The following is a 24,420-nucleotide window of genomic DNA, read 5'->3' as shown; positions in this document are numbered from 1 at the left end:
AAAGCCCTGAATTTACATTCAGAGCTTTATACCCAAACTAGAATTAAAATGAATTAATTATCCATTTTAAAAACTTTCTTTAAAATATCATCCATCAGGCACCATTTGGTGATTGATGATTGCATCAGATTTAAACCAACAAAAGCAGTCAGCAGCAACCAGTTCATATTTACGTAAACTGCCAGTAAAATGCTTACCAACACTAATGTTCCTGCAATGCCTCTAATAATTCTCTCTCTCATCTTATTTTATACTAATTATTTAAATAAATTTTTCAACATCCAGCATATAAGCATGCATTGGATTGCAACAATCTATATCATTGTTGAATAGAGTAATTTGATTCAGTAATTCAGAACCTTTTTCGTCAGTTAAAAAGGAAAAAGAAGCGATAGAATCATAATAGTCCTTATTAGAGGCAAACCAGTTTGGTACCTGACCATCTTTAATATGTTTTTGAGTATACCCTTTTACATCAAACTCACTATAAGCCCCAACACCCGCAGTTCGATAGATTTTCTTCAAATCATCATAAAAGGAACTCACACAAAATATGATTACAACTTTCATAAGTTTTAAATTAGTTTAAGATTTATTCCTCGTCCTTAATCTCACTCGATTTAGGGTCAATTACAGGATATTTTTTCTTTTCAGTCATATAATAGATAAGTGGTACAATTACCAGAGTCAGAAATGTTGAAGCAATAGAACCTCCCATCAGTGATATGGCTAAACCTTGAAAGATTGGATCGAACAGTATTACAACAGCTCCAATTACAACAGTTCCTGCAGTAAGCAGAATTGGAGTTGTGCGCACGGCTCCAGCTTCAATAACAGCTTCTTTTAACGGAATACCATCCTCCAAACGAAGATTAATAAAGTCAATCAATAAAATGGCATTCCTCACCATGATCCCCGCAAGGGCAATCAATCCTATCATAGATGTAGCGGTAAAGAAAGCTCCCATCAACCAGTGTCCAACCAAAATTCCAACAAGAGATAATGGAATTGAAATCATCATTACAAAAGGAACTTTAAAATTCTGAAACCATCCAATAATCAACAAATAGATAACCAGCAACACCACAGCAAAAGCAGTTCCTAAATCGCGGAAAACTTCATAGGTTATTTGCCATTCCCCATCCCACTTCAAACTGTAATTATCTTCTAAAAACGGTTGTTGAGTATATTCCTCTTTTAAATCATAACCTTCAGGAAGCTTAACATCACTTAGGTTTTTAGCTATGTTCATGATTCCATAAACCGGACTTTCCAATTTCCCGGCAACATCCGCAGTAACGTAAACCACTCGTTTCTGATTTTTACGGTAGATACTTTTCTCCTTAATTCTTTCATGTACATCAACAATATCGCCCAAAGCAACCAACTGCCCCGATTGTGATAAAATATTGATTCTCTTCAGATCGGCAACACTACTTCTATCCTTCTCCTGCAATCGTAAATCAATCCCAACCTGATTGTGTTCAGACTCTTGGTACAATTGGGAAACTTCCTGCCCCTGCAATGCCATATTTAAAGTATGAACCACTTGCTGAGTCGAAACTCCGGCCAACATTGCCTTTTCTTTGTTCACATTAAACTGAAATTCGGTTTGATCATTTTCAACCAACCAGTCAACATCAACAACATCATCAGTTTTGGCAAAAAGAGTCTTTACCTGAGCTGCAATATTTCGTTGTTCCTCCAAATCAGGACCATAAATTTCTGCCACCAAAGTCGACATTACCGGTGGTCCCGGTGGAACTTCAACAACCTTTACATTGGCATTAAATTTCTTTCCAATCTCCTGCAATGCAGGTCTCATTAACTTAGCAATATCGTGACTTTGCTCGTCACGCTCATCTTTATGAGTTAAATTCACCTGAATATCAGCAACATTCGAACCACGACGCAAATCGTAATGACGAACCAAACCGTTAAAATTTATTGGTGCTGCTGTCCCTACATAAGTCTGATAATCAACTACATTTTCTTGCTGAGAAATGTAAGCTGCCAATTCTTTAGCAACAACAGCGGTACGTTCAAGGGTAGTTCCTTCGGGCATATCAATAACTACCTGAAATTCGTTCTTATTATCGAAGGGAAGCATTTTAACAGCAACCTGTTTAAAATAAACCAATGTAGTTGAAGCCAGTAAAAGAACAACCACTGTACCAATAAAACTCCACCTCTTCCATTTTGATTCCAGCATGGGCGAAATCGTAGCTGAATAAAGTTTGTACACCATCGAGTCTTCCAGCTTAAAAGCCTTCTCATCAGCATCATCTTTTTCTTTAAATCGCAATAAGCGATAAGCCAGATAAGGAGTGATGGTAAGAGCTACCAGTAAGGAGAAAATCATTGCAATGGATGCTCCAATTGGCATCGGGCTCATATAAGGTCCCATTAAACCAGACACAAATACCATTGGTAAAACTGCAGCAATAACAGTAAAAGTTGCCAAAATTGTTGGATTCCCTACTTCATCAATTGAACGCAAGGCCGCCTGCATAAACGGCAGCTGTTTCATTTTAAAATGCCTGTGCATATTCTCCGCAATAATAATGGAGTCGTCAACCACAATTCCCGTAACAAAGACCAAAGCAAACAAGGTAATCCTGTTCAATGTATAATCCAGAAAATAGTAACTAAACATGGTTAAGGCAAAGGTGATTGGCACTGATAAAAACACAACCAATCCACCACGCCATCCCATGGCCAGCATCACAACAAATGTAACTGCAATAATAGCTCCTAAAAGATGCATCAACAGCTCCGAAACTTTGTCTGACGCAGTTTCACCGTAATTTCTGCTTATTTCAACATGAACATCGGCAGGAATTAATTCCTGTTCCAAAACAGCTATCTTTGTTAAAATTTGTTCCGCAACTTTCATTGCATCAGCCCCCCGTCGTTTGGCCACTGAAATAGTAACAGCAGGGTAATTTCCTTTTGCAGCTTCCTTAGCCTCATTTATTTTTCCATAACCAAAACTCACGTATTGCGACGGCACTTCCGGACCATCAACAACCTCAGCAACTTGTTTCAGATAAATTGGACTGCCATTGTATACACCAACAACCAGATTTGAAACATCTTCTGAATTTTCAAGAAACCGACCTGTTTCAACTAAATATTCGGTGTCGTGATTATTAAATGCTCCTGATCCTATTTGCTGATTGGATATTTCAATCTGCCGGGCAATACTCAAAGCATCAATGTTATAACCAGCCATTTGTGCCCGATTCAGAACAACTCTTACTTGACGCGAACGTCCGCCAATTATTTTGGTCTCCGAAACATCATTAACTTTTTCTATTTCGTTGTTTACTTCCTGTGCTATTCTTTTTAACTGAAAATCATCATAATTTTCACTCCAAAATGTTAATCCCAATACCGGAACATCATCAATTGCACGTGTTTTAATTAAAGGCATGGAAGTGCCTTTTGGCATTTCATCCATGTGTTTCATGATCTCATTGTACATCTTAACCAAAGATCTTTCAATGTCTTCACCAACATAAAACTGAACAATTAACATTGCCTGTCCAGGCATTGATGTAGAATAAACATATTCAACACCTGGTATATTAGCCACTACTTTTTCTAGTGGCTGCATAACTCTCGATTCAATTTCAGCCGGACTGGCACCTGGATATCTTAGAAAGATATCAGCAATGGGTACATCAATTTGTGGTTCTTCTTCTCTTGGCGTTAAATAAGCACTGTACATGCCAATCACCATGAAGGCAACCATCAAAAGCGGAGTTAATTTAGAATTTATGAATAGTTTGGCCATTTGGCCTGCAAATCCTGTTTTCATATGTTTTTTTATTTATTGTAACTACCAGCTGTACTTATTGAATAGTAAGTTTTGCTCCATCCCAAATTTTTCCTTTAAAGGAGACGATGTATTTCTCACCATCGTTTAAGCCCGATAGAATTTCAACCTGATCACCAATAGTTTTCCCCAGTCTTAGCCATCGCAATATTGCTGTTCCACCCTGACTAACGGTATAGATACCTGTCAACTGGCCTTTATGAATCAAAACACTTGCTGGAATCATTATAGATGGCATTCCGCCTTTTTCAATCAAAACATTTGCATACATACCACTGTACAGATTATTTTTTTGTTCATTGGCAGGCTTCAAAACTATTTTTGCTTCAAACTGATTTCCGGTGTACTGAGAAGATGGATTGACTTCCGAAACAAAACCAGGTATTTTAACATCGCCTAATGCACTAATTTGAACCAACACCGGATCATTTTGTTTGATTTTCGAAATTTCAGATTCAGGAATTCGGGCCATCACCATAAATTCGCCTTGTTTTTCAATAGCAACCAATGGCATTCCCGGAGATGCCAAATCACCTTCGTTCATATATTTTCTAGTAATCACACCATTGTAAGGAGCCTTGATAGTAGTATATCTAAGCATTTCCTCTACCTCAATACCCATCTCGTTAACAGCTTCCAATCTGGCTTTTGCCATATTGTATTGTGTTGTTACATCATCCAACTCTTTCTGTGAAGCACTCTTTTGCTCAAACAATACAGTAAAACGATCGTAATCTTTCTTTGCATTTTTAAAAGCAGCTTCTGCTTCCAGTTCATTAGCTTTCACCTGTGCCTTTTTCGCTTGAATATCTTTTGCATGAATTTCAACCAAAACCTGGCCTTTATTTACTTTTTGACCTGTTTCTACATTAATCTTAGCAATTTGACCCATAATTCGTGTACTAAGATTCGAATGTGTTTCAGCTTCCAGTTTACCTGAAAAACTCATTGTTTCAGCTTGATTTGTTAATTTAGCTGTTCCTACTGCTACGCTAACATCAGCCTTCTCTGTCTCCTTTACCTTGCTTTCACTTCCACACGATTGTAATAATAATCCACCTAATGTGATCAGTGCTATAATTAAAAAATTTCTTGAGTTCATATCTGTAGATGCTTTAGTATGATTGTTTATTGTAATTCTTTTTCCAGTAATAATTCCAATTGGAAAACTGCAACATGATAGTTGTATAAACTGTTTATATAATCAAGATTCCGTGCCATCGAAACCGTTTCAGAATATAAGATATCAGTAGTTTTTTCCAATCCTTGCTTGTATCGGTTAGTGCGTATTCGAAATGCTTCTTCTGCCTGCTCTTTGGCTAATTTGCTCAATTCGATTTTATCATATGCCACTTTCAGATTTCTTTTGGCAGATTGAATTTCCATACTGTTTTTGGATACATATTCAGCGAAGTTTAACTCCGAGATTTTCAGCTCGGCCTTCGCTTTCTGAACCTTCCCAATATTTTTATACCCGCTGAATAAATTCCATGATAAACTTGCCCCAATCATGTAATTATTTGCTGATGTTCCAAAAAGTTTATCGTCATTCCATTCGTATGCACCAAATGCATTTAACCGCGGAAGAAACTGCATTCTTTCTGATTTCAGCATACTTTCTCTTGCTTCAACACTCTTTCTATAGGCATTCAAATCCGAACGATTTTCAATTTGAAAATCTTGCTCCAAACCATTTAACAAGGAAGGCTTTTTCTCCAAAGAATCTGTAGTAACAATCACCACATTAATATCCAAACCCAAAAGGTAGGCCAAAAACTCTCCTGCACTCTTCTGATTATTACGTGCATCTGCTAACTGATTATTCAATTCCAAAACCCGTACCTTTGCAGATAACAGATCTGCTTCCTGCACAAAGCCTTGCGCCAAATTGTTTTCAGTAACTTGTAGTGCTTCGACAGCTGCCTTTTTTGATAATTGAAGAACTGAAACTGCCTCTTGAGCCAATTCGAGCTGATAATAGGCTTTCTTCACCTCAAACTTTGTAAAATTGATTGTTCTCTCTGTTTTGTAATCAACAGCCTGCATTTTTGCATTCGCAGCCCTTCTGCCATAAATTCCATCAATATTAATTAATGGCTGCTGAACCTCAATTTTAGTATTAAAATTTTTAGTCTGACCAGGATCATTTAGCAAGAGTGGATTAAAGTCAGCCTGTGTGGCTATCTCCTGCTTTAATTTGAATCCAAAACTGCTCAACGGATCGTTTGTTACAACTCCCGAATGTGAAAGATTCACTATCGGCAAAAAAACAGAATTTGTTTGACGGAATTCGGCTTTGGCAACTCTTCCCTCAGCCTTCGCCTTATTAATTTCCCAATTGTTTTCGGAAGCTTTTACTAAAGCTTCTTTCAAACTTAACTTCATTTCTACTGCTTGTGATTTCCCTTTTATTGAAAAGCCCGCAACTAAGAGTAAAATGAAATAGATTTTAAGGTTTCGCATATTTATTTGTTCTTTTAATTTCGATTCAAATCTAAACAACAATATCCATATATCCAAATATCTACATGTTTGTAGCTTTAATATATTTTTATCTTAACTTTGATTTTATTTATAGTAACTGAAATTTAGATATTTAGGATACCAATTGCAATACTAAATTTGGTAAAAGTGAAATGTATCACATTCAAAATTGATAAAAAAAAGGCTCTCCACTAAACGGAAAGCCTCTCAATATAAAAACAATATTATCCTTTACTTTTGAAGTAAATTCCGCAGCATATTTAGTGCATTTAAAGATGCCACCTGAATATTTCGTTCTCTATTTTTATACAAATCAAATCGATTAGAAATAAGGTCATTGGGTCCCGCAACAGCAATCCAGACAGTTCCAACCGGCTTTTCCTGAGTTCCTCCATCGGGTCCTGCAACTCCTGATGTTGCAATTGCATAATCGGTATTCAGCACTTTTCTGGCACCAATAGCCATTTGTTCCACTACCTGCTGACTTACCGCACCATATTTCTCCAAATCCTCACCATTCACACCTAAGATATTTTCCTTCACTCCATTTGAGTATGCTACCACACCGCCTTTAAAATAAGAAGAACTGCCCGCATGAGATGTTATTAGGTGAGCAATTTTCCCTCCGGTACAGCTCTCTGCTGTGCCCAAAGTCTTTCCCTTATCGGATAACAGTTTAGCTACGGTCAATTCCATGGGTTCATCATCATAGCCAAATATATTTGCGGAAATTATTTTTTTCAACGCAGACAACTGCTCCTCTATAATTTTCTCTAATTCTGCCAAATTATCTCCCGAAAGACTCATTCGTAATCGCAAAACTCCAGGAGAAGGCAAATATGCCAATTTCACACAAGCGGGTAAATTTCCTTCCCAATCTTCAAGCATTTCCGCCATCACAGATTCTCCAATACCTTGAGTCATTACTGTTTTGTGCAAAATAACCGGTGTCGAAAAATGTTGTTTTAATGATTGTAAAATTTCGTCCTGCATAATTCCCTTCATTTCAAAAGGAACTCCAGGCATCGAGATAACTACCTTACCATCTTTCTCAAACCACATGCAAGGAGCTGTACCATGGTTATTGGTTATTATTCTTGCACCATCAGGAACCAAAGCCTGTTCCCGATTGAAACGATTCATAGGAATCCCTCTCTGCCCAAGTCTTTGTTCCACTTTAGCAAATAAAAAATCATCCTGCACCAGATTCATTTCAAAAAGATCGCTCAATGTCTTTTTAGTAATATCATCATTCGTGGGTCCTAAACCTCCCGTAATTAAAACAAGGGAAACTCTTTCCATTGCCTGTTTCAGGGAATTTACTATATCAGCTTCCTGATCGGATATACTGGTTATTTTCCCTACATTAATACCTATTCCATTTAATTCTTTAGCCATCCAGGCTGAATTGGTATCCACTATTTGACCAATCAGAATTTCGTCACCAATTGTAATTATCTCTGCTTGCATTTGCTTATTTTATTAACTGTAATGCTTTTAATCGTTGTAAAAGACTTGGATGTGAATAGTAAAAAAACACATATACCGGATGTGGCGTTAAATTGCTAAGAGAACTAACAGATAGTTTCTTTAAAGCATCTCCTAAAGCTTTCCCATCATAATTTTTTAAGGCATAATCATCGGCTTCATATTCATTTTTTCGTGATAAAATATTCATTCCCAAACCTAAAAAGGTTGATATCGGAGAATACAAAATTCCAAAGGCAACCAATCCCAAATGAAATCCTTGCTGCTTTGCTCCCAATGCTTCCGAAAGTAAGGGATTGGCAATAATCAAAGAAAAAATGTAAAACATCAGTCCGGTTTGCAGTAAGGATAAAAATATGCCGCTAAGTGTATGTTTCTTTTTATAGTGTCCAATTTCATGCGCCAAAACCGCAACAATCTCTTCCTTTGTAAGATCATTAATTAATGTGTCAAACAGGACAATTCTCTTTTTTGATCCAAGTCCGCTAAAATATGCGTTTCCTTTCGAAGATCGTTTAGAACCGTCCATTACATATACATTATCCAATTTGAAATCTACTTTACCTGCAAACCTGCTAATCTCATCTTTTAATTCTCCATCTTCCAGAGGTGTTTGCTTATTAAACAAAGGCACCAACAAGGACGAATAAAACATGGCCATAAAAATCATGAAAAATGCAATTACCAACCACGCCATCCACCAGAAGTTTGTTGTGGTCTGCAAATAAATCCATATTAATAAAGCCAATAGGCCACCGCCAATTACAATACTTAGCAATCCGCCTTTCAATTTGTCTAATACAAAAGTTTTTAAGCTTGTTCTGTTAAAACCATACTTCTCCTCAATTACAAATGTTGAATGGTAAGAAAAAGGCAATCCCAGTAAACTGGAAAAAAACAAAATCACACCAAAAAAGGCTAAAGCAATTGCTATTGGATGTTCAAAATAATTCCTGACGAACTCATCAACCCATGCAAAACCACCAAGGCTAATCATTAATACCGTGGCAATGAAACCAATTCCCGATGAAATTAACGAAGGCATCAATTTGTCCTTCTGATAATTTTGTGACTGACTATATTTTTCCTGATCGTAAATCCCTTCTAATGCTTTAGGAAGAATTGGCGACCATTTCTTATGATTCAGAAATTCAAGAAATCGTTCTAAAATAAAATCTGCAGTTAAAATTCCCAGTATGATATAAAGCAGCACTGTTGATGTCATGTAGTTTTGTATTAAAATTTGAGATCTCAAAATTAAACAAGCCTGATAGAATAATACTCATCAGGCTTGTATATTTTTTTAAAATAAAATTACTCTCCAAAAAAAAGATCCAATTTCTCTTTGTTTTTGGTTCTCTCCAGAAGTTCTAATGTGTATGCTGTAACTAATTTAAATTCGGATGGCAAAGATTTTAATGTTTTATAATGAAAAATTGATTTCCGAATCCAACGATTTGCCTGCACATAATCTTCTTTAATTTCGTACGCCACAGCTAAATTATAAGAAGCTCTTCCTGCAAGTTTATCATCTTTTTCATCTGAAATCTCAGTCCATAACGAAATTGGAGTCTCCCAATCCCCCTGATCAATATAATATTTTGAAATGGCTAAACGATCATCTCCGGAGGCAAAATACTTTCTAGTAATATCAATCCATTTAGGTGCAAGCATATCTGCATATTGATTTCCAATTTCATAAGAAACATCCTTAAAAAGATCTTTTCTTTTGGGCAGTTTTTCTTCTATTAACCGATTGTACGAAGGCGATGTAACTTCCGAAAACAAACTGTCAATTACGATTTGTTCATCCAGATATGTCTGTTTTAAGGGATCATAGATCCTCCATACAGCAAAATAATTCGCATCAGTAATCCCATAATTCAGTATGTCTTCAAATACTGTGTATTTATTATATAACTGTACATCCTCCAAACAGATTAAAATATCAGATCCATTACTCTCGCAGATACTGTCAACAAGTTCCCATTTCATTGGTGTATAATCTCTGTCACCTGATATTTCCTTTTTATCCAACTGAATAAATGGAATAGAATCCATGGCTAAATACTCCGATAAGTTCTCAGTAAAACCCAAATAGCAATTCGTCGAAATATCTGTAGAGTAATCTGTTGTATCAGTTAAAAGAGTACTATTTATAAGATAATACTGACTCACAGTATCAATCTTAAAACTGGTATTTCTATCAACAAAGCCTATTGTTTTCACATCAGCAGGAATTAAAATTTTTGGCGCATTAAGTCCTTGAAAACTGTACAATGAAAGAGTTTGACAAGATGATAATAAAAATAATGAGGTGACAATTAAAAATATCCTTTTCATATATTTTACTGCTGATTACGATTAATTCGTTTGATTTTTTTCAATTTCAGATTTAAATCCCTAACCAATACTTTCTCAAAAACCATTCCAATATCATTAATATGATAATTATAATTAATACAAATAGCATCTCAGCTAAATTACCATATTTCGTTTCCTCTGATAAAATAGATTTTGAATGCTCATTTTCTTTAATGCTGGTTCTCATTTCCGCTTGTTCGTCAGGTTTAAACACCTTACCTCCAGTTAAACTTGAAATTTGCGAAAGTATTTTATGATCGGCCTGTAAATTTTTAGCTTCATTACTGTTTAAGCTAACAATAAACTGTCCCTTTTGCTCCAAAACATTTTCACTATCCTGGGTTTTAACAACAAATGAATAATTGCCTTTTGGCAAAGAACCTATTCTTAATTGGTATTTATCTGAGCGTTTTTCAAAATTATAGTTGAAAGATTTACCCGCTTGATTTATCAAGGTAAAATCCAAATTCGCCTGATTAACCAACTCGTAACTTTTATTGTATATCTCAGTATCAAATACAATTTCGTCCCCTTCGGAGATATTTTTTGGGTAGTTAACCACCAGTTGGTTACGATTAATCTTCAAAGATAAATACTGCACCATTTTATTGATCAAATCAAAAAATACTTCAGGAGAATCATTCATTCGAGACAAGTGCAATTTCCATCGCCAGATTCCCTCACCAAAAATCCACGCAATTTTCTGTTTATCAGTATATGAAAAAACAATTTGAGGTTCTTCCGTTCGTACTGATTTAATACTCTGATATCCAACAATATGATGTTCAGAAGTAAATTCACAATTCACTAAAGGAGATAACAAGGGCGGCATTTTCTCAAAAATTTCCATCTTTGATCTCTTTAAATCAAACAAGTTAAAAGTTTCATCTCCAACAAAAGATGATTCGGAGAATAAACCTTCATTTCTCAACAAATTCACACCCAAATTCAACTTATTTAAAGCTTCTATATCCGAATTGCCTCCAACAACCATTAGAACAGGAATTTCCTTTTGTTGAATTTGCTGCAAAAAACCTGAATATGAATTAAGATGAGATGGAATTTGATACAGAACTACCAGATTGTATTTCTCAAGATCAGCTTGTTTCTGTGCAAGATTAATTAACTCAACAGTAAAATTTAAATTTTCATTAATCGCCGATTGAATAGCTGCTATGTCAGGATGATATTTATCAAAACAAATTGCTATTTTTCTCTGATTATCAAATACATCAACCACAAACTCGTATTGATTATTACTCTTGGAATGTTCCTTTCCTGTTGCAATTACTTCTACCCTAAACTTCTGTAAACCTGCTTTTTCCGGAGTAATAAAAAAATCTTTTTCGATAAAGAATGAATTGTTATTAATCTGAAATTCATCATCAATCAATTTCGCCGAACCATTGTAAATTTTCAATCGTATTGATTCCGAATCTAAATTAGTTGCTTTAACGCCAATTCTAACGGGTAATTTACTTTTTATAAAACCTAATTTATTTGTTTTAACTGATATAACTGAAACATCCTCAATGCGTGCCGTGTCCCCCAATTGTAATGTGTGAATCGGAAAATTCAAGTCTTGTACATCATATCTGGGATTACCGCCTTTATTGTAAAGACCATCACTGGCAAGAAGAACCTGTACATTATTTAAATTTCCATAATTGTTTTTCAAAAATTGAAACAAATCTGAAAAATTTGTATTCGCCTCGGCATAATTATAATTAGATAGTTCCTCTACTTTATTTCCAAAACTAATTTTCTTAATCTCAAATTCAGAATTCAAAGTCTCAAGAAATTTTTCTATTTCAGAAGGGTATTCATTCAAATAAAATAAAGAATCATTATTCAATTTAAGAGACTTTGAATTGTCCTGAGCAAAAACTAATAATGGTTTTTCAATTTTTTCTGAAGCATATTTAATTTTTGGTTCCAACAGTAGTATCAGAAGTAATAAAATGGAAAGCCCCCGCAAAAAAGCTAAAATGTAGATTTTGGGCAGAGAAAGATCCTTATGGTATGGTTTTTTGAAAAAATAAACCAAAACAATAAGTAATAAAGAAACTAAAGCAAAGGGCAATACCCACCATAATGAGTATTCGGTAACTATGGTGATATTCAATTTTAATAATTTTAGAATTTCAACAAATTTAACAAACAAACTTTAAATGCTGGTTTAAAATCCAACAATCTCTACTAATAATCCAATGGTTTTTAATCTTAAAATAAGGTTAAATTAAAGATTTAATCTTCTTTAACACTTGTTTAGACCAATTAACTTGATTCATGCATACATTTGTAATGTACAAAAGAACAAAAAGTAGTTTTTTCATATAGTAGATTAAGGTTTAAAGTGAGTAGAAAAAAAGTCGGCTGGTTACCGACTTTTTTTGCGTTATATACTCTCTTATTTGGTATAAAAACTATCTTCTAAAATTCATTTGAATATGATGCAACGCTTTAAAAATCTGATGCTATCAATTGCGGATTGATTAGATATCGAAACCTGGTCTTATAAAATCTCTTGATTCGGGGAATACCTTCTCGACTATAGTCCGTAAACCTGAAAGTATCAGTAACAATGGCAGCATTCGATCCTCTGTTTCAGGAAATTTCTGCATAAAACAAGTCCAGGCCTTAATCGATTCATCAATGGACAGCAATGCTACTTTACCAGATGCAATACTGTCATGTTTGTAAAATTCATTCCCTGTTTCTTCTGTATTTGTCTTACTTCTAAGTGAGCGAAAGAGTTTGCTCGGAATAATAAACTGATACCAGCGAATTATCTCATAAGAATTAAAAACTGTTTTTTCAATTTCACTCATCTCCTCTTCATCCTTATAGTCCAGTAACTCTTTGAGACTAACACTTCCTACAAAAAGGAGTGCTTCAAATTCGGCAAACCATTGGTCTACCAATTCAGAATATTTATCGGCCTGTCTCATTATTTGGCCTTTAAATATCAAGTCATCTTTTTTCTCTTCTTCTTCAGCATCAAAATCTTCATCCTGTTCAGGCATTTCCATTCCTAAATCCTTTGCTGCTTGCTTCAGCAACTCCATACTTAACTGAAACATCTCATCCAGATTATCCATTGCTGAAGAAGCATCGGTATTAGAAACATCTAAATCAGGCACACCCTCTTCCATCATTTTATAATTAAGACAATTACCGGTAAAACTGCATCTTTCACACCAACCATCACAATAATTATAAATACCAGGAATTAAGTAGGGATTTTGAATTAAGGCAAAGAGTAAATCTTTATTCATATTTGGCAAACTTCCTTTAAATCAATTTATAACATCTAAATTTATTAATAAAATGACAACTTTTGCTGCAATAATCAGAGCATTTTATCAACAAATTCTTTAAATATATAATCGCTTTCATTAAGCATTCCTGCCAAATGAATTTAAATTTAAGCAATCTTCTCTATATTGAAAAACACTGTGATTCTAAGCTCTTGTACTTATTATCATCTGATTGGTTTCAATTTATCATTGTAATTTTTAAAAACAAAGCTGTTTTTCCTTATCAAACGAAAGTCGAAGCTCAGTTCCAGATAAGCTTATTCCACTACATCACAGTAAAATACAGCACCAAAAAAATGATAATTTTCCAAAACAAAAGAGCCACTTAAAAAGTGGCTCTATATTCAATTAATAGCTTTAACTATTTAAATCATTTTCAATTTGGTTATTTCATTTACCAATAAAATTCTATTTTCATCCATCATTACAGACATAGGAGATCTAAACTCTTCGCTTAACTTATTCATTATTGCCAAACCTGTTTTCACAGGTATTGGGTTCGACTCGATAAAACACAATTGAATTAATCTCAGATATTTAAAATAAATTTCTTTTGATTTAGCCAGATCACCCTTAGAGGCTGCCAACATTAAATTATGAAATTCCTTAGGGATTAAATTGGCAACAACTGAAATAACTCCATCTGCTCCCATACAAACAGCTTGAAAAGCCAAAGCATCATCGCCCGAAAAAACCATAAAATCAGATGGTTTATCTCTCAAGATACAAGCCATTTGCTCTAAGTTCCCGGATGCCTCTTTGATACCCACGATATTTTCAAATTCCGTTGCTAATTCCACAACCAAATCAGCAGGAATGTTGCCGGCGGTTCTTCCAGGTACATTATAAAGAATAATTGGAACAGTAACCGCTGTAGAAATTTGAGAGAAATAATCTTTCAAACCCTTTCTTGTTGGTTTGTTGTAATAAGGCGACACAACCAAAATTGCATCAACACCCAAAGATTCAGCCAGGCAAGAATTTTCAATTGCTTCGGATGTTGAATTTGTTCCGGAACCCGCTATTACCGGAATTCGTTTATTCACCTTTTCAACTGTATGTTTAATTAGTTCCGCATACTCCATTTTAGTAAGAGTGGCAGCTTCCCCAGTGGTTCCGCAAACTACAATTCCGTCAGTTTCATTTTTCAAATGAAAATCAATCAAATTATCAAAAGCAGTATAATCAATACTACCATCAATATTAAAAGGTGTTACAATAGCAACAATAGATCCTTGCCAAGCTTTTCTCATTTATATATACTCCTTGATTATTACTTGCAGACATCCGCAAGATTTTGTTAACGGCTGCAAATATAGATTCTACAATAAAATGAACGAAATTTTTAGAAAATTTATTCATTAATTCTACATTCTGTTAATTTTTGAACATCTTTGTATGGTTTTTCAACACAAACTTCAATTCATGATAACAATTCCACAAGTTGTAGAAAAAATAGTTAGCTCACAACCCTTTTTGGCAGAAGCTTTGGTAGATGGTTTAATAAACATTTCGTCATTGGCACGTAAAATTCAGGATCAGGTTGAACAGAGCGTAAAAAAGCCGGTTAAACTCGGTGCAATAATCATGGCCCTGAACAGGTTAGCTCCAAGTCTGGAAGTGAAAATCAATCCAGGTTTAAAGGAAGTTATTACCAATGTAGGTGATATTATTGTTCGCTCACAATTAGTCGATTTTACCTATAAAAACTCAAATACCCTGATTGAAAAACACACAGAATTGTTAAAATCTATTGGTCCTAATCAGGAATTTTTCTACACCATGGTTCAGGGGGTTTTCGAATCTAATTTAGTTGTAAGCAATACTTTAAGAGAAAAAGTAGAACAAGTATTTAGTACTGAAATGCTCGTAAGTAAAAGTGAAGATTTATCATCTGTTACATTAAAATTACCTTCAACAAACAGTCAACAGCTTGGCTTTTACTATTTTATACTTAAGAATATCGCATGGGCCGGCATCAACATTCGTGAAGTAATCTCAACCACAAATGAATTTACTCTTGTTGTAAATGATACTGATATCGACAAAACTTTTTCTGTACTGAAGAATATGGGAAAGAATTAGAAATATATTTTAATGGAAATGGCTGTTTTATTGAAAACAGCCATTTTATTATTTCATTGTTATTTTAAGCAACACTTTTTAAACTTTTTGCCACTTCCACAAAAACACAGATCATTTCTATTTGGTAGATTCTCTTTTTCCTCCTTGTTAAGCTTTGGATATTCCCCGGAAACATAAACCCAAACTCCATTCTCCTTATTAAAAAAGGATTTTTCATGCATAATTTGCTTCTGTTCTTTTTCTATAAAACCGGCCTGAAATTCTACCCATCCAACCGAATCAAATTCTTTTCCTTTCTCGGTGTGAATCACTTTCAATCCAAGCCATTCAACCGACTGAGCCCATTCTAAAATCTCTTCTTTCTGATCGGAAGGACATGTTTCGGATGAATAAGTAGCTAAAATGTAATCAATATCGGCAAGAACAAAAGCAGAATACCTGCTACGCATTAAATCTTCTGCCGTAACCGCTTTTCGTTTGCCTGAATGAATTGCACCACAACATTCTTTGTATGCTGTATTATTGCCGCAAAAACAATTATTCTCCATCGGTTGCTAACTATAAGATTCCTGAAAAAACAGGTCTAATTTATCCAGATCCTGTTCTCCAATTAAAGCTAAAAACCTCGCAAAATGAGGAGTTGTACTTTCTAAAACATCCTTTATTTTAAACATCGCATTAAACTCCGTAATAAATTCAGCACGCATATCGAAGGCACTTACCAGAGTCTCGTAGAAAATCCGGAACAAACTCCCTTCAGATTGTAAGGTTTGATCATCGATGGAGATCACCTTCATCAGATTCATTAATAAATCATAGTTTTTCAACTCAATGGCAACAGCAATCCCCTTTGTGAAATGAGCAAAAAGAACCTGTAAAGATTCCTTATCATTGTATTCAGGAATAGGAACCGGTATAAATTTACAATCGGTATAAACTCCTAATCCTTCTTCTCTTCTATCAGAATTTAAAAGCATAAATGCTTTCACATTCGAAAGACACAAATAATAAAAGTCGCGGTATTTATCGAACGGCAAATCAATTAAAGCCTGATCCAGAACTTTAATTCCATTGTTCATTGATTCGTGAATTTTCTCCTTCCCGCGCTTAAACGAAAATTCTGCCATAAACTGCAAAGCCCAATTCAGACCATACACCCACTTGCCACTTGTCGAACAAGATAAATATCCCTTACGATACTCTTCTCCGGCCTCATTTAATTCTCCAAACAGAGAAAATGAAGCCGCACGTAATTGAAGAATTTCCAAATAAAACCGAGCTTCTTCTTTTAGAAGATCAACAGAATTGTCATTTAAGAATTCACGAATTTTTTTTGGGTCTTTCGATTGAATCCCATGATTGTACATCTCAATAAGAGACTGATATATTTTTTCTTTTTCCTTCATAATTAAATTTCAGTATTTGTTCTTATTTTTTGAACAAATCCAAGTGATACAAGACAAAGAATGGCACCAAATACAAACGGAATTCTCCAGTTTACCATCCATAACAAACCTCCAACAACTGGTATAACAACAGCAGATATGTGGTTAATTGTAAAACCCACCGCCATTGATGGCGCAATATCTTTTGCATCGCCTGTTTTATGGAAATACGTATTGATTCCCATCGAAAAACCGAAAAAGATATGATCCAAAATATATAATCCGGCTACAATAAGAGCATTTTCAATATAAGCATATCCTAAAAAGACGAAAACCAATCCAATATATTCCAGTGATAACATTTTTCGTTCTCCGTATCGATTGATTCCTTTTGCAATCATGGGAGAAACAAAATAGGCTATAACGTTATTTATTACAAATAGAATTGCTACATCCTGAACTGTATAATGATACTTCTGCACCAGCATAAAAACAGCAAACACAACAAAAATCTGACGACGGGCGCCACTCAAAAAATTCAAAATATAAAAAAGCCAGTATCTTTTTCTTACAACCATCCCCTTATTTTGAAGAGGAATATTTTTATCTGCCGGATCCCAGAAAAATGCCCAAATGCCAAGACAAAAAACAACGGCACCAATTAAGATAAAGCTCGCTTCTATTGAAATGAAATGTGCAATTCCATAAACAAAAGCACCCATACTAATATTTGCTATGGCTGACCAACTTCTTTGCTTAGCAAATACAACAGGAGCCTGCTCAATCGTAAAATACTGCAGTGTCAGGGATTTATTTGTTGTCTCGAAATAATGAAATCCCACAGACATGATAACTGTTGTAATTATTAAGCCTAAAAACGAAGGGAAAAAACCAGTTAAAGCAACTCCCAAACCAACAATTAAAACTGATAATGCCGACAAACGATGTTCTTTAATTACCAACAATAAATACACAACTAAAAGAGCCAAAAAGCCGGGAATTTCTCTCACAGACTGAATGACACCAACCTGAAATCCATTAATGCCAACTTCCTCTACTGCGAAATTATTAAATAAGGTTCTCCACCCCTGATGTCCCGCCGTGGCAGCTATTACCAATAACATCAGATATTGGAACATGATATTTTTCTTTAGCTCTTTCGTCATCTATATTCTCCTCTAAAAAATGATTGCCAAAGGTACAAAAATGTTGTGAATGGCACAGAACAAAACCAACATGCTAAACAAAATGAAAAATCATGAGCATCATGTCTTATTAATTTCACAATTTTGTACAAAGTATTAGAGCAGGCATTAATAAATGAAGAAATGAATTTTAAAGAACTTAGCCAGAAAAGATATTCAGTTCGCTCCTATCAATCGAAAGAGATAGAACAAGAAAAATTGATTAAAATATTAGAGGCCGGCCAAATTGCACCTTCAGCAGTGAACAATCAACCCTGGCATTTTATTGTAGTTCGGGAGCCTGAGAATCACAAAAAATTCTCCGAAATTTATCATCGTGAATGGTTTAAAGAAGCTCCTGTTTACATCGTAATTTGCGGTGATCACACCCAATCATGGAAACGAAGTGAGGATGGTAAAGATCATTGTGATATTGATGCTGCGATTGCCATCGATCATATGACTCTTCAGGCAACAGAACTTGGATTGGGGACTTGTTGGATCTGCAATTTTCACATTCAAAAATGCATAGATTTTTTCAATTTGCCTGATTATATTGAACCGGTTGCAATTTTATCTTTAGGATATCCATCGGACAGGATACCTCCTCAAAAGACAAGGAAATCATTGGATGAAATTGTGCATTGGGAAAAGTTTTAAATGAATATGATTATGTCAAAAATTCCAGTTACTGTAATTACCGGTTTCTTAGGCGCAGGAAAAACCAGTCTGCTTAATCACTTAATATCGAGCTATCCTAATAAAAAATTCGCAGTTATCGAAAATGAATTTGGTGAAGTAAACATTGATTCTGAATTAGTTGCCAACGTTAAAAACGAAAACATTTTTGAATTAAGTAATGGTTGTATTTGCTGCAGTTTGAATGATGAATTGTATGTCGTTTTAAAAAATCTGATTCAATCAAATCATCAATTCAATCACCTTCTTATAGAAACTACCGGAATTGCGGATCCAGGTAGTATTTTAGCTTCATTTATTACTGATCCGTTCATAAAAAAAGAATTTGAATTGGACGCCGTAATTTGTCTGGTTGATGCCGAAAATGCATCTGATATTCTAGAGAAGGAAGTTGTTCTAACCAAACAAATTGCAATATCGGACCAAATATTAATAAATAAAACGGATATAGCTGGTCGTGAAAAGACAAATGCGGTTAAAACAGAGGTTGAAAGGATTAACAAGTTTGCCCGAATTGAAGAATGTGTATTTGCGAAACCGGTAAACAAAAATTTACTTGATTCCTTCTCTTATGATCCTGCAAAGGTTTACCAATTTGTTTTAGGACTTGAAGCAAACGCTAGTTCCCCAAATAAAATATCGCATGGAATTGAAAACATGTGCTACACCTCTTCAATTCCAATGGATCAAATGAAATTAGGGATGTGGCTGGATGCGTTTCTGAAATTTAATCAGGAAAGTATCTACCGAATTAAAGGAATTCTATATCTGGAAGGTGTTGACAAACGAATTATACTACAATCTGTACATACTCAAATACAAGCAACCGTTGGAAGAACATGGGAAAAAGATGAGATAAAGGAAAGTAAGATTGTAATAATTGGAAAAAATCTGAATCGAAAAGTAATCGAACGAAATCTTGATGAACTTCTTGTACAATAAAAACGAGAGGAAATATCCTCTCGTTTTTATTGTATTTTCAACCTGTTTCGCTAATTCGCTCCAGTTGTCCGTAATTTAATATTTTCAGTTTTCTGCCATCCAGTTCAATAATGCCTTCATTATGAAATTCTTTTAGAATTCTAATCGCACTATCCTTCGACATACCGGTAAGATCCGCAACATCTTGTCTTGAAAGATGCAAATCAAAGTTCAGATTTTCATACACTTTACCAGAAAGATAAATAAGTCCGTCGGCTATGCGGCCATGCATCTGCTTTTGTGACAAACTCACCATTTTTTCAAAGGAAAAAATTCCTTTTTGAGTGCAATTCTTAATGAATTCCTCGGCAAAGAGAGGATTTGTCTGAATTGCTTTTTTAAAAGCACTTATTTCTATAAAACAAGCTGTGGTATTATCAAGTGCTGCAATTGAATAATGATGTCTGTTATCAAAATACAAAGATGCCTGCCCAATAATTTCCCAAGGCTTAATGATTCTAATTATCAACTGTTTATCCTGAACACCTTCCACATATAATTTTGCCAAACCTGTTGTTAAAATTAATAGATGAGTTGCAGAGGTACCTTGTTTAAAGATTGTTTCACCAGCCTTAAACTTTACTTCAAATCTATTCTCATTCAATTCAATTAGTTCGGGGCGGGAAAGAGTACTTAACATCGGTATTCGCATATTGCAATCGAGGCAATTTTTGCAATTATCCGATTTTGAAAATTTAGCCATAGTAGTTTAGAGATATAGGGTACAAATTAGTAGTTAGTTATCAAATCTATCAGAAAATTTCCCAAAAACAAATAGTGAATTTCAAATAAAAATTGCTTTGCAACAGCTACAGAAAATTTGTTTTTTTTTCTAGCAACTATTAAATATAAAAAAAAGACTGAGATAAGCCTAGTAAAAGACTGATAAATGTCGATTTGTATTAGACAAATTCCTTTTTTTCATAAAATAAATCTCGGTGTATCAAACCTATTGCGGTAAAGGCAAATATTTATCTTTAGTGTAAATGGTTTAATCTCTTTAATCACTAATTAGTACTTAAATTTAAAATCTCAATACTATGCAAAAGAACAACTTAGTAAGTCTTTTACTGGTTTTCCTAACAACTCTGTGTTTTGTTTCGTGCGAATACGATACCATTCAAGTGGATAAAATCGTAATCCCACCAGATCAGGAAATCTCGTTTAGTGCGGATATCGTGCCCATATTCACTTCTAATTGTATCAACTGTCATGACGGTGGAGTTAATCCGGATTTAAGAGCATCCAATGCATTTAATGCATTAACAAACGGAGGTTATATCAATGTTGATCTTCCAGGCTCCAGCGAATTGTATACAAAATTACAATCAGGATCTCACAGTACCCGAGCTTCAGCAACTGAAAAACAATTAATTCTTGAGTGGATAACCCGAGGTGCTAACGACAATTAAAACTATACACTATGATAAGATCTAAATATTCAATTCAAAAATTTATGAAAATGACTTTTTCATGGATGTTCCCATTCTTCTTGTTTTTTGCTGTCGTACTGAGTGCTTCACAAAACTGCTTTGCTCAGGAAGATGAATTTGCAAACGATCCTGTTACCGGTACTTTTGAGTCTGGACTTCTTGGAGAAACTCAAACTACAGTAACTCCATTCGCCGGCGAATTTGAATTACATATTCAACACCGTTTCGGATTAGTAGAGAATGGATTGGAAGACGTTTTTGGTATTTATGCTTCCTCAAACATTCGCATGGGGGTAAACTATGGTATTACAGAAAAATTCATGTTGGGCTACGGATATACTAAGGACTATAAATTGCAGGAATTCCATGGAAAATATAGAATTTTTACACAAACCGAATCCAATTCTATTCCAGTTTCTGTAGCATTATACGGAAATCTATCTATTAATTCTCAAGATAAAGTTGTTTTTGGTAATGACTATGCATTCTCGGATAGATTGGGATATTTTTCTCAGTTAATAGTAGCACACAAATTTAATGAGAATATCTCGTTGCAATTAGCTCCTAGTTTTACTCATTTTAATAAAACTGATTCTTTGGTTGAACACGATAAGGTAGCAATTACCCTTTCTGGCAGAGCTAAAGTTACACCTTCAATGTCTGTGTTTTTTGAATATGATCAGCCTTTAAACATTGATGATATGAGAGAATTTACCAATTCAGATCAAACCGATCCTGAAGCCAACTTAACTTTTGGTATGGAAATTGGTACTAGTACTCATGTGTTCCAGGTGTTTATGTCGAACTATGAGGGAATTACTCCGCAAAGGAACATTTTATACAATAAAAATAAAATTGGAGACGGCGACTTTCTTGTAGGGTTCAATATCTTAGTAAGATTCTAGTTCATTCTCCTTAATTAAAAGAAATTAATTATGAAAAAAATGAAATTTTTTATCCTTATCGCAATTGCGGTTGTTGGATTTGCATTTACCGCACAACAGAAAAAAGCTGAAGCCTGGAAAGTGCCTGCAGAATATAAAAGCATGGAAAACCCATTGGCTAATGATAAAGCTAGTGTGAACACAGGAAAAATGGTTTACATGAAGCATTGTCGTTCATGTCATGGTAATGCAGGATTAGGAGATGGACCAAAAGCGGCACGTCTAAAAACATTCCCTGGCGATTTTTCAGGTGCTGAGTTCCAAGGTCAATCTGATGGTGAGATCATGTACAAAACTATCTTCGGAAGAGATGAGATGCCTAACTACGAGACTAAAATTCCTAGTAAAAAAGAAAGATGGGCACTTGTAAACTACATGCGTACATTTAAAAAATAATCGAAATTCGTGCAATTAAGAGGGTATAATAATTATACCCTTTTTTTCTGAAATTTTAATAAAGACAAATTGCAACACTTAATAACTTAAGCATGAATCTAAGCAATTTTAAATATATTATTCTGATTGTAAGTTTCCTTTGCACTGTTTCTCTTGGTTTCGGGCAGGAAACAAATGAAGAAAATCAGTCTGGCAGCAACAAAAACCAAAAATGCCTTAAATGTCATGGAAATCACACATTCAAATATATGAATGAAGATTTTGGCCTTGAGATAAAAGAGGCAATGTGTAACAATAGATTTATTGACACAATCGCTTTTGCTCAATCGAACCATGGAATGTTCAAGTGCACCGACTGCCATTCACCTGAATATGAATCATTTCCTCATGCTGGAAATTTACGAATGGGACTTATGTATGCATGTAATGATTGCCATGGTGGTGATCCTGAGTATGCTAAATTTCATTTTGATGAGATTGAAGAAGCGTTTTATGAGAGTATGCATTACAATCGGGCACCTGATGCCTTCAACTGCTGGAGCTGTCATAATCCACATTCGTACAAAACACAGGCAAGCAAAGGTGGTAAAATTTCAGAAACAGTTACTTACGACAATAATATTTGTTTAAAATGTCATGCTGATATAAGTCAATTTGAATTACTTACCGAAAGGGAAAACATCAATATTCTTAAAACACACAGCTGGTTGCCAAACCAAGAACTTCATTTTAAGAATGTTAGATGCATTGAGTGTCATACACAACTAAATGACAGCCTGCTGATAAGCCACGTTGTTATGCCAAAAGAGAATGCTATTCGGGAATGCACTAAATGTCATTCTGAAAACTCACGTTTGATGGCCAGTCTGTACAAATACAAAAGTATGGAATCCCGCAAAAGCAATGGTTTCATTAACGCGGTAATTATAAATGAATCGTACGTTATAGGTGCGAACCGTAATAAGTATTTGAATATATTAAGTGTAATTATTTTTGGATTGGTACTATCAGGAATTTTCATTCACACCCTTTTCAGAATCTTTAAACGTAAATAATATGGCTAGCGAAAAACTTTATTTATATCCAATTTGGATTCGTATTTGGCACTGGATGAATGCAATACTTTTTATTACCCTTTTGGTTACTGGAGTTAGTATGCAATATTCAAATCCTGAGAATCCCTTGTTAATTTCCTTTGAACGATCTGTTGAGCTTCATAACCTTTGCGGCATTCTCATAAGTCTGAATTACCTTCTTTTTTTTATTGGGAATCTGTTTACATCAAACGGAAAACAATACAAAATGAAAACTAAAGGATTATTGACCAGAATCTTCAACCAATCGGTATACTACCTTTTTGGAATGTTTAAAAAACAGGATGCACCCTACCCAATATCGGCTGAAAATAAATTTAATCCAATGCAGCGTTTTATATACTCTACCGCCATGTATGTTGGATTTCCTATTATTATTGCCAGTGGTGCTGCTATGTTGTTTCCTGAAATTATTGTTCCTCAAGTATTTGGATTCAGCGGCTTATTATTAACGGCAATTGTACATGTGATTATTGGTTTTATTTTATCTCTGTTTTTGTTTATTCATTTGTATGTTTGTACGATAGGAAGTTCTATTAGCAGTAATTTTAAAAGTATGATAACAGGTTGGCATTAAAATCAACACCTTAAATAACAATAGTTCGTTAAGTTTTATGCAGCTATTAAACCAAAATTATTGAGTTGCCTGACTTTTTCTTTATTTTTCTTCGTGTTTGGGTTTATCCCAAACACAATTAAAAATCTATCCATTAGTAATTGAT

23 protein-coding genes are annotated in these 24,420 nt (G+C 34.6%); 8 read left to right on the top strand and 15 right to left on the bottom strand.

Features of this window, described 5'->3' with window-relative positions; all coding sequences use genetic code 11:
* Window positions 1-53 precede the first annotated feature (53 nt).
* The 11 genes from BZG01_RS08960 to dapA form a co-directional block, all read right to left on the bottom strand.
* The gene (locus tag BZG01_RS08960; RefSeq protein WP_101309495.1) at window positions 54-242 is read right to left on the bottom strand and encodes a YgaP family membrane protein; all 189 of its coding nucleotides are present in this window, start codon (window positions 240-242) and stop codon (window positions 54-56) included.
* 19 nt (window positions 243-261) lie between these two features.
* Window positions 262-570, bottom strand: a complete 309-nt coding sequence (locus BZG01_RS08955) for a hypothetical protein (RefSeq protein ID WP_101309494.1) — start codon at window positions 568-570, stop codon at window positions 262-264.
* A 22-nt stretch (window positions 571-592) separates the two neighbouring features.
* Window positions 593-3,823, bottom strand: coding sequence for an efflux RND transporter permease subunit (locus tag BZG01_RS08950; protein WP_101309493.1), 3,231 nt, complete (start codon window positions 3,821-3,823; stop codon window positions 593-595).
* A gap of 34 nt (window positions 3,824-3,857) precedes the next feature.
* Entirely contained in the window at window positions 3,858-4,943 is a 1,086-nt protein-coding gene (locus BZG01_RS08945; protein WP_101309492.1) for an efflux RND transporter periplasmic adaptor subunit, read from the bottom strand.
* Between the two features lie 26 nt (window positions 4,944-4,969).
* The gene (locus tag BZG01_RS08940) at window positions 4,970-6,304 is read right to left on the bottom strand and encodes a TolC family protein (protein WP_101309491.1); all 1,335 of its coding nucleotides are present in this window, start codon (window positions 6,302-6,304) and stop codon (window positions 4,970-4,972) included.
* 252 nt (window positions 6,305-6,556) lie between these two features.
* The gene (locus BZG01_RS08935) at window positions 6,557-7,795 is read right to left on the bottom strand and encodes a competence/damage-inducible protein A (RefSeq protein ID WP_101309490.1); all 1,239 of its coding nucleotides are present in this window, start codon (window positions 7,793-7,795) and stop codon (window positions 6,557-6,559) included.
* Window positions 7,796-7,799: 4 nt separating this feature from the next.
* Complete coding sequence (locus tag BZG01_RS08930) at window positions 7,800-9,038, bottom strand: M48 family metallopeptidase (RefSeq protein WP_101309489.1); 1,239 nt, start codon at window positions 9,036-9,038, stop codon at window positions 7,800-7,802.
* Between the two features lie 89 nt (window positions 9,039-9,127).
* Window positions 9,128-10,156, bottom strand: a complete 1,029-nt coding sequence (locus tag BZG01_RS08925; protein ID WP_143470869.1) for a DUF6340 family protein — start codon at window positions 10,154-10,156, stop codon at window positions 9,128-9,130.
* Window positions 10,157-10,208: 52 nt separating this feature from the next.
* Window positions 10,209-12,302 carry a hypothetical protein gene (locus BZG01_RS08920; protein WP_143470868.1) on the bottom strand — a complete coding sequence of 698 codons (2,094 nt, stop codon included), beginning with the start codon at window positions 12,300-12,302 and terminating at the stop codon, window positions 10,209-10,211.
* A gap of 370 nt (window positions 12,303-12,672) precedes the next feature.
* Window positions 12,673-13,455, bottom strand: a complete 783-nt coding sequence (locus BZG01_RS08915) for a hypothetical protein (RefSeq protein ID WP_101309486.1) — start codon at window positions 13,453-13,455, stop codon at window positions 12,673-12,675.
* Between the two features lie 407 nt (window positions 13,456-13,862).
* Entirely contained in the window at window positions 13,863-14,750 is an 888-nt protein-coding gene (gene dapA / locus BZG01_RS08905; RefSeq protein ID WP_101309484.1) for a 4-hydroxy-tetrahydrodipicolinate synthase, read from the bottom strand.
* A gap of 172 nt (window positions 14,751-14,922) precedes the next feature.
* Between dapA and BZG01_RS08900 the strand changes: the two genes are divergently transcribed.
* The gene (locus tag BZG01_RS08900; protein WP_101309591.1) at window positions 14,923-15,582 is read left to right on the top strand and encodes an aspartate kinase; all 660 of its coding nucleotides are present in this window, start codon (window positions 14,923-14,925) and stop codon (window positions 15,580-15,582) included.
* Window positions 15,583-15,641: 59 nt separating this feature from the next.
* On the opposite strand, the gene BZG01_RS08895 is transcribed toward BZG01_RS08900, so the two are convergent.
* Genes BZG01_RS08895 through BZG01_RS08885 form a run of 3 tightly spaced genes read right to left on the bottom strand, consistent with a single transcriptional unit; the run spans window position 15,642 to window position 18,106 of the window.
* A complete protein-coding gene (locus tag BZG01_RS08895; protein ID WP_101309483.1) occupies window positions 15,642-16,130 on the bottom strand; it encodes a YchJ family protein in 489 nt (162 codons plus the stop codon).
* A 6-nt stretch (window positions 16,131-16,136) separates the two neighbouring features.
* Entirely contained in the window at window positions 16,137-16,988 is an 852-nt protein-coding gene (locus tag BZG01_RS08890; protein ID WP_101309482.1) for a hypothetical protein, read from the bottom strand.
* 2 nt (window positions 16,989-16,990) lie between these two features.
* Window positions 16,991-18,106 carry an MFS transporter gene (locus BZG01_RS08885; protein WP_218973064.1) on the bottom strand — a complete coding sequence of 372 codons (1,116 nt, stop codon included), beginning with the start codon at window positions 18,104-18,106 and terminating at the stop codon, window positions 16,991-16,993.
* A 150-nt stretch (window positions 18,107-18,256) separates the two neighbouring features.
* Here BZG01_RS08885 and BZG01_RS08880 point away from each other — a divergent pair, with 150 nt between their 5' ends.
* Together BZG01_RS08880 and BZG01_RS08875 are read left to right on the top strand one after the other, a co-directional pair.
* Entirely contained in the window at window positions 18,257-18,811 is a 555-nt protein-coding gene (locus BZG01_RS08880) for a nitroreductase family protein (RefSeq protein WP_245870324.1), read from the top strand.
* Window positions 18,812-18,823: 12 nt separating this feature from the next.
* On the top strand, window positions 18,824-19,792 hold the full coding sequence (locus tag BZG01_RS08875) for a CobW family GTP-binding protein (RefSeq protein ID WP_180327268.1): 969 nt from the start codon (window positions 18,824-18,826) through the stop codon (window positions 19,790-19,792).
* Between the two features lie 37 nt (window positions 19,793-19,829).
* Here the strand turns inward: BZG01_RS08875 and BZG01_RS08870 are convergent, their stop codons facing one another.
* Window positions 19,830-20,534, bottom strand: coding sequence for a Crp/Fnr family transcriptional regulator (locus BZG01_RS08870; RefSeq protein ID WP_101309478.1), 705 nt, complete (start codon window positions 20,532-20,534; stop codon window positions 19,830-19,832).
* Window positions 20,535-20,871: 337 nt separating this feature from the next.
* Here BZG01_RS08870 and BZG01_RS08865 point away from each other — a divergent pair, with 337 nt between their 5' ends.
* The 5 genes from BZG01_RS08865 to BZG01_RS08845 all read left to right on the top strand — a co-directional run bounded on the left by BZG01_RS08865 (window position 20,872) and on the right by BZG01_RS08845 (window position 24,275).
* Window positions 20,872-21,243 (top strand): hypothetical protein, encoded by a 372-nt coding sequence (locus BZG01_RS08865; RefSeq protein WP_101309477.1) that lies wholly within the window; start codon window positions 20,872-20,874, stop codon window positions 21,241-21,243.
* An 11-nt stretch (window positions 21,244-21,254) separates the two neighbouring features.
* Entirely contained in the window at window positions 21,255-22,169 is a 915-nt protein-coding gene (locus BZG01_RS08860; protein ID WP_143470867.1) for a DUF5777 family beta-barrel protein, read from the top strand.
* 30 nt (window positions 22,170-22,199) lie between these two features.
* On the top strand, window positions 22,200-22,604 hold the full coding sequence (locus tag BZG01_RS08855) for a c-type cytochrome (RefSeq protein ID WP_218973063.1): 405 nt from the start codon (window positions 22,200-22,202) through the stop codon (window positions 22,602-22,604).
* A 92-nt stretch (window positions 22,605-22,696) separates the two neighbouring features.
* Entirely contained in the window at window positions 22,697-23,659 is a 963-nt protein-coding gene (locus BZG01_RS08850; RefSeq protein WP_101309475.1) for a cytochrome c3 family protein, read from the top strand.
* A 1-nt stretch (window position 23,660) separates the two neighbouring features.
* Window positions 23,661-24,275 carry a cytochrome b/b6 domain-containing protein gene (locus BZG01_RS08845; RefSeq protein WP_101309474.1) on the top strand — a complete coding sequence of 205 codons (615 nt, stop codon included), beginning with the start codon at window positions 23,661-23,663 and terminating at the stop codon, window positions 24,273-24,275.
* Window positions 24,276-24,420 lie beyond the last annotated feature (145 nt).

This window comes from Labilibaculum manganireducens (genome assembly GCF_002843385.1).
GTDB classification, from domain to species: domain Bacteria; phylum Bacteroidota; class Bacteroidia; order Bacteroidales; family Marinifilaceae; genus Labilibaculum; species Labilibaculum manganireducens.
This window is presented reverse-complemented; position numbering and strand designations above follow the sequence as displayed.

What these genes read in the sequence shown, in the direction of transcription:
- BZG01_RS08865 (WP_101309477.1), top strand. Translation starts at nt 20,872, where the DNA reads ATGCAAAAGAACAACTTAGTAAGTCTTTTACTGGTTTTCCTAACAACT.
- BZG01_RS08850 (WP_101309475.1), top strand. Translation starts at nt 22,697, where the DNA reads ATGAATCTAAGCAATTTTAAATATATTATTCTGATTGTAAGTTTCCTT.
- BZG01_RS08925 (WP_143470869.1), bottom strand. Translation starts at nt 10,156, where the DNA reads ATGAAAAGGATATTTTTAATTGTCACCTCATTATTTTTATTATCATCT.
- BZG01_RS08860 (WP_143470867.1), top strand. Translation starts at nt 21,255, where the DNA reads ATGATAAGATCTAAATATTCAATTCAAAAATTTATGAAAATGACTTTT.
- BZG01_RS08845 (WP_101309474.1), top strand. Translation starts at nt 23,661, where the DNA reads ATGGCTAGCGAAAAACTTTATTTATATCCAATTTGGATTCGTATTTGG.
- BZG01_RS08930 (WP_101309489.1), bottom strand. Translation starts at nt 9,038, where the DNA reads ATGACATCAACAGTGCTGCTTTATATCATACTGGGAATTTTAACTGCA.
- BZG01_RS08950 (WP_101309493.1), bottom strand. Translation starts at nt 3,823, where the DNA reads ATGAAAACAGGATTTGCAGGCCAAATGGCCAAACTATTCATAAATTCT.
- BZG01_RS08890 (WP_101309482.1), bottom strand. Translation starts at nt 16,988, where the DNA reads ATGAAGGAAAAAGAAAAAATATATCAGTCTCTTATTGAGATGTACAAT.
- BZG01_RS08900 (WP_101309591.1), top strand. Translation starts at nt 14,923, where the DNA reads ATGATAACAATTCCACAAGTTGTAGAAAAAATAGTTAGCTCACAACCC.
- BZG01_RS08870 (WP_101309478.1), bottom strand. Translation starts at nt 20,534, where the DNA reads ATGGCTAAATTTTCAAAATCGGATAATTGCAAAAATTGCCTCGATTGC.
- BZG01_RS08940 (WP_101309491.1), bottom strand. Translation starts at nt 6,304, where the DNA reads ATGCGAAACCTTAAAATCTATTTCATTTTACTCTTAGTTGCGGGCTTT.
- BZG01_RS08885 (WP_218973064.1), bottom strand. Translation starts at nt 18,106, where the DNA reads ATGTTCCAATATCTGATGTTATTGGTAATAGCTGCCACGGCGGGACAT.
- BZG01_RS08945 (WP_101309492.1), bottom strand. Translation starts at nt 4,943, where the DNA reads ATGAACTCAAGAAATTTTTTAATTATAGCACTGATCACATTAGGTGGA.
- BZG01_RS08955 (WP_101309494.1), bottom strand. Translation starts at nt 570, where the DNA reads ATGAAAGTTGTAATCATATTTTGTGTGAGTTCCTTTTATGATGATTTG.
- BZG01_RS08855 (WP_218973063.1), top strand. Translation starts at nt 22,200, where the DNA reads ATGAAAAAAATGAAATTTTTTATCCTTATCGCAATTGCGGTTGTTGGA.
- BZG01_RS08875 (WP_180327268.1), top strand. Translation starts at nt 18,824, where the DNA reads ATGTCAAAAATTCCAGTTACTGTAATTACCGGTTTCTTAGGCGCAGGA.
- BZG01_RS08915 (WP_101309486.1), bottom strand. Translation starts at nt 13,455, where the DNA reads ATGAATAAAGATTTACTCTTTGCCTTAATTCAAAATCCCTACTTAATT.
- BZG01_RS08960 (WP_101309495.1), bottom strand. Translation starts at nt 242, where the DNA reads ATGAGAGAGAGAATTATTAGAGGCATTGCAGGAACATTAGTGTTGGTA.
- dapA (WP_101309484.1), bottom strand. Translation starts at nt 14,750, where the DNA reads ATGAGAAAAGCTTGGCAAGGATCTATTGTTGCTATTGTAACACCTTTT.
- BZG01_RS08935 (WP_101309490.1), bottom strand. Translation starts at nt 7,795, where the DNA reads ATGCAAGCAGAGATAATTACAATTGGTGACGAAATTCTGATTGGTCAA.
- BZG01_RS08895 (WP_101309483.1), bottom strand. Translation starts at nt 16,130, where the DNA reads ATGGAGAATAATTGTTTTTGCGGCAATAATACAGCATACAAAGAATGT.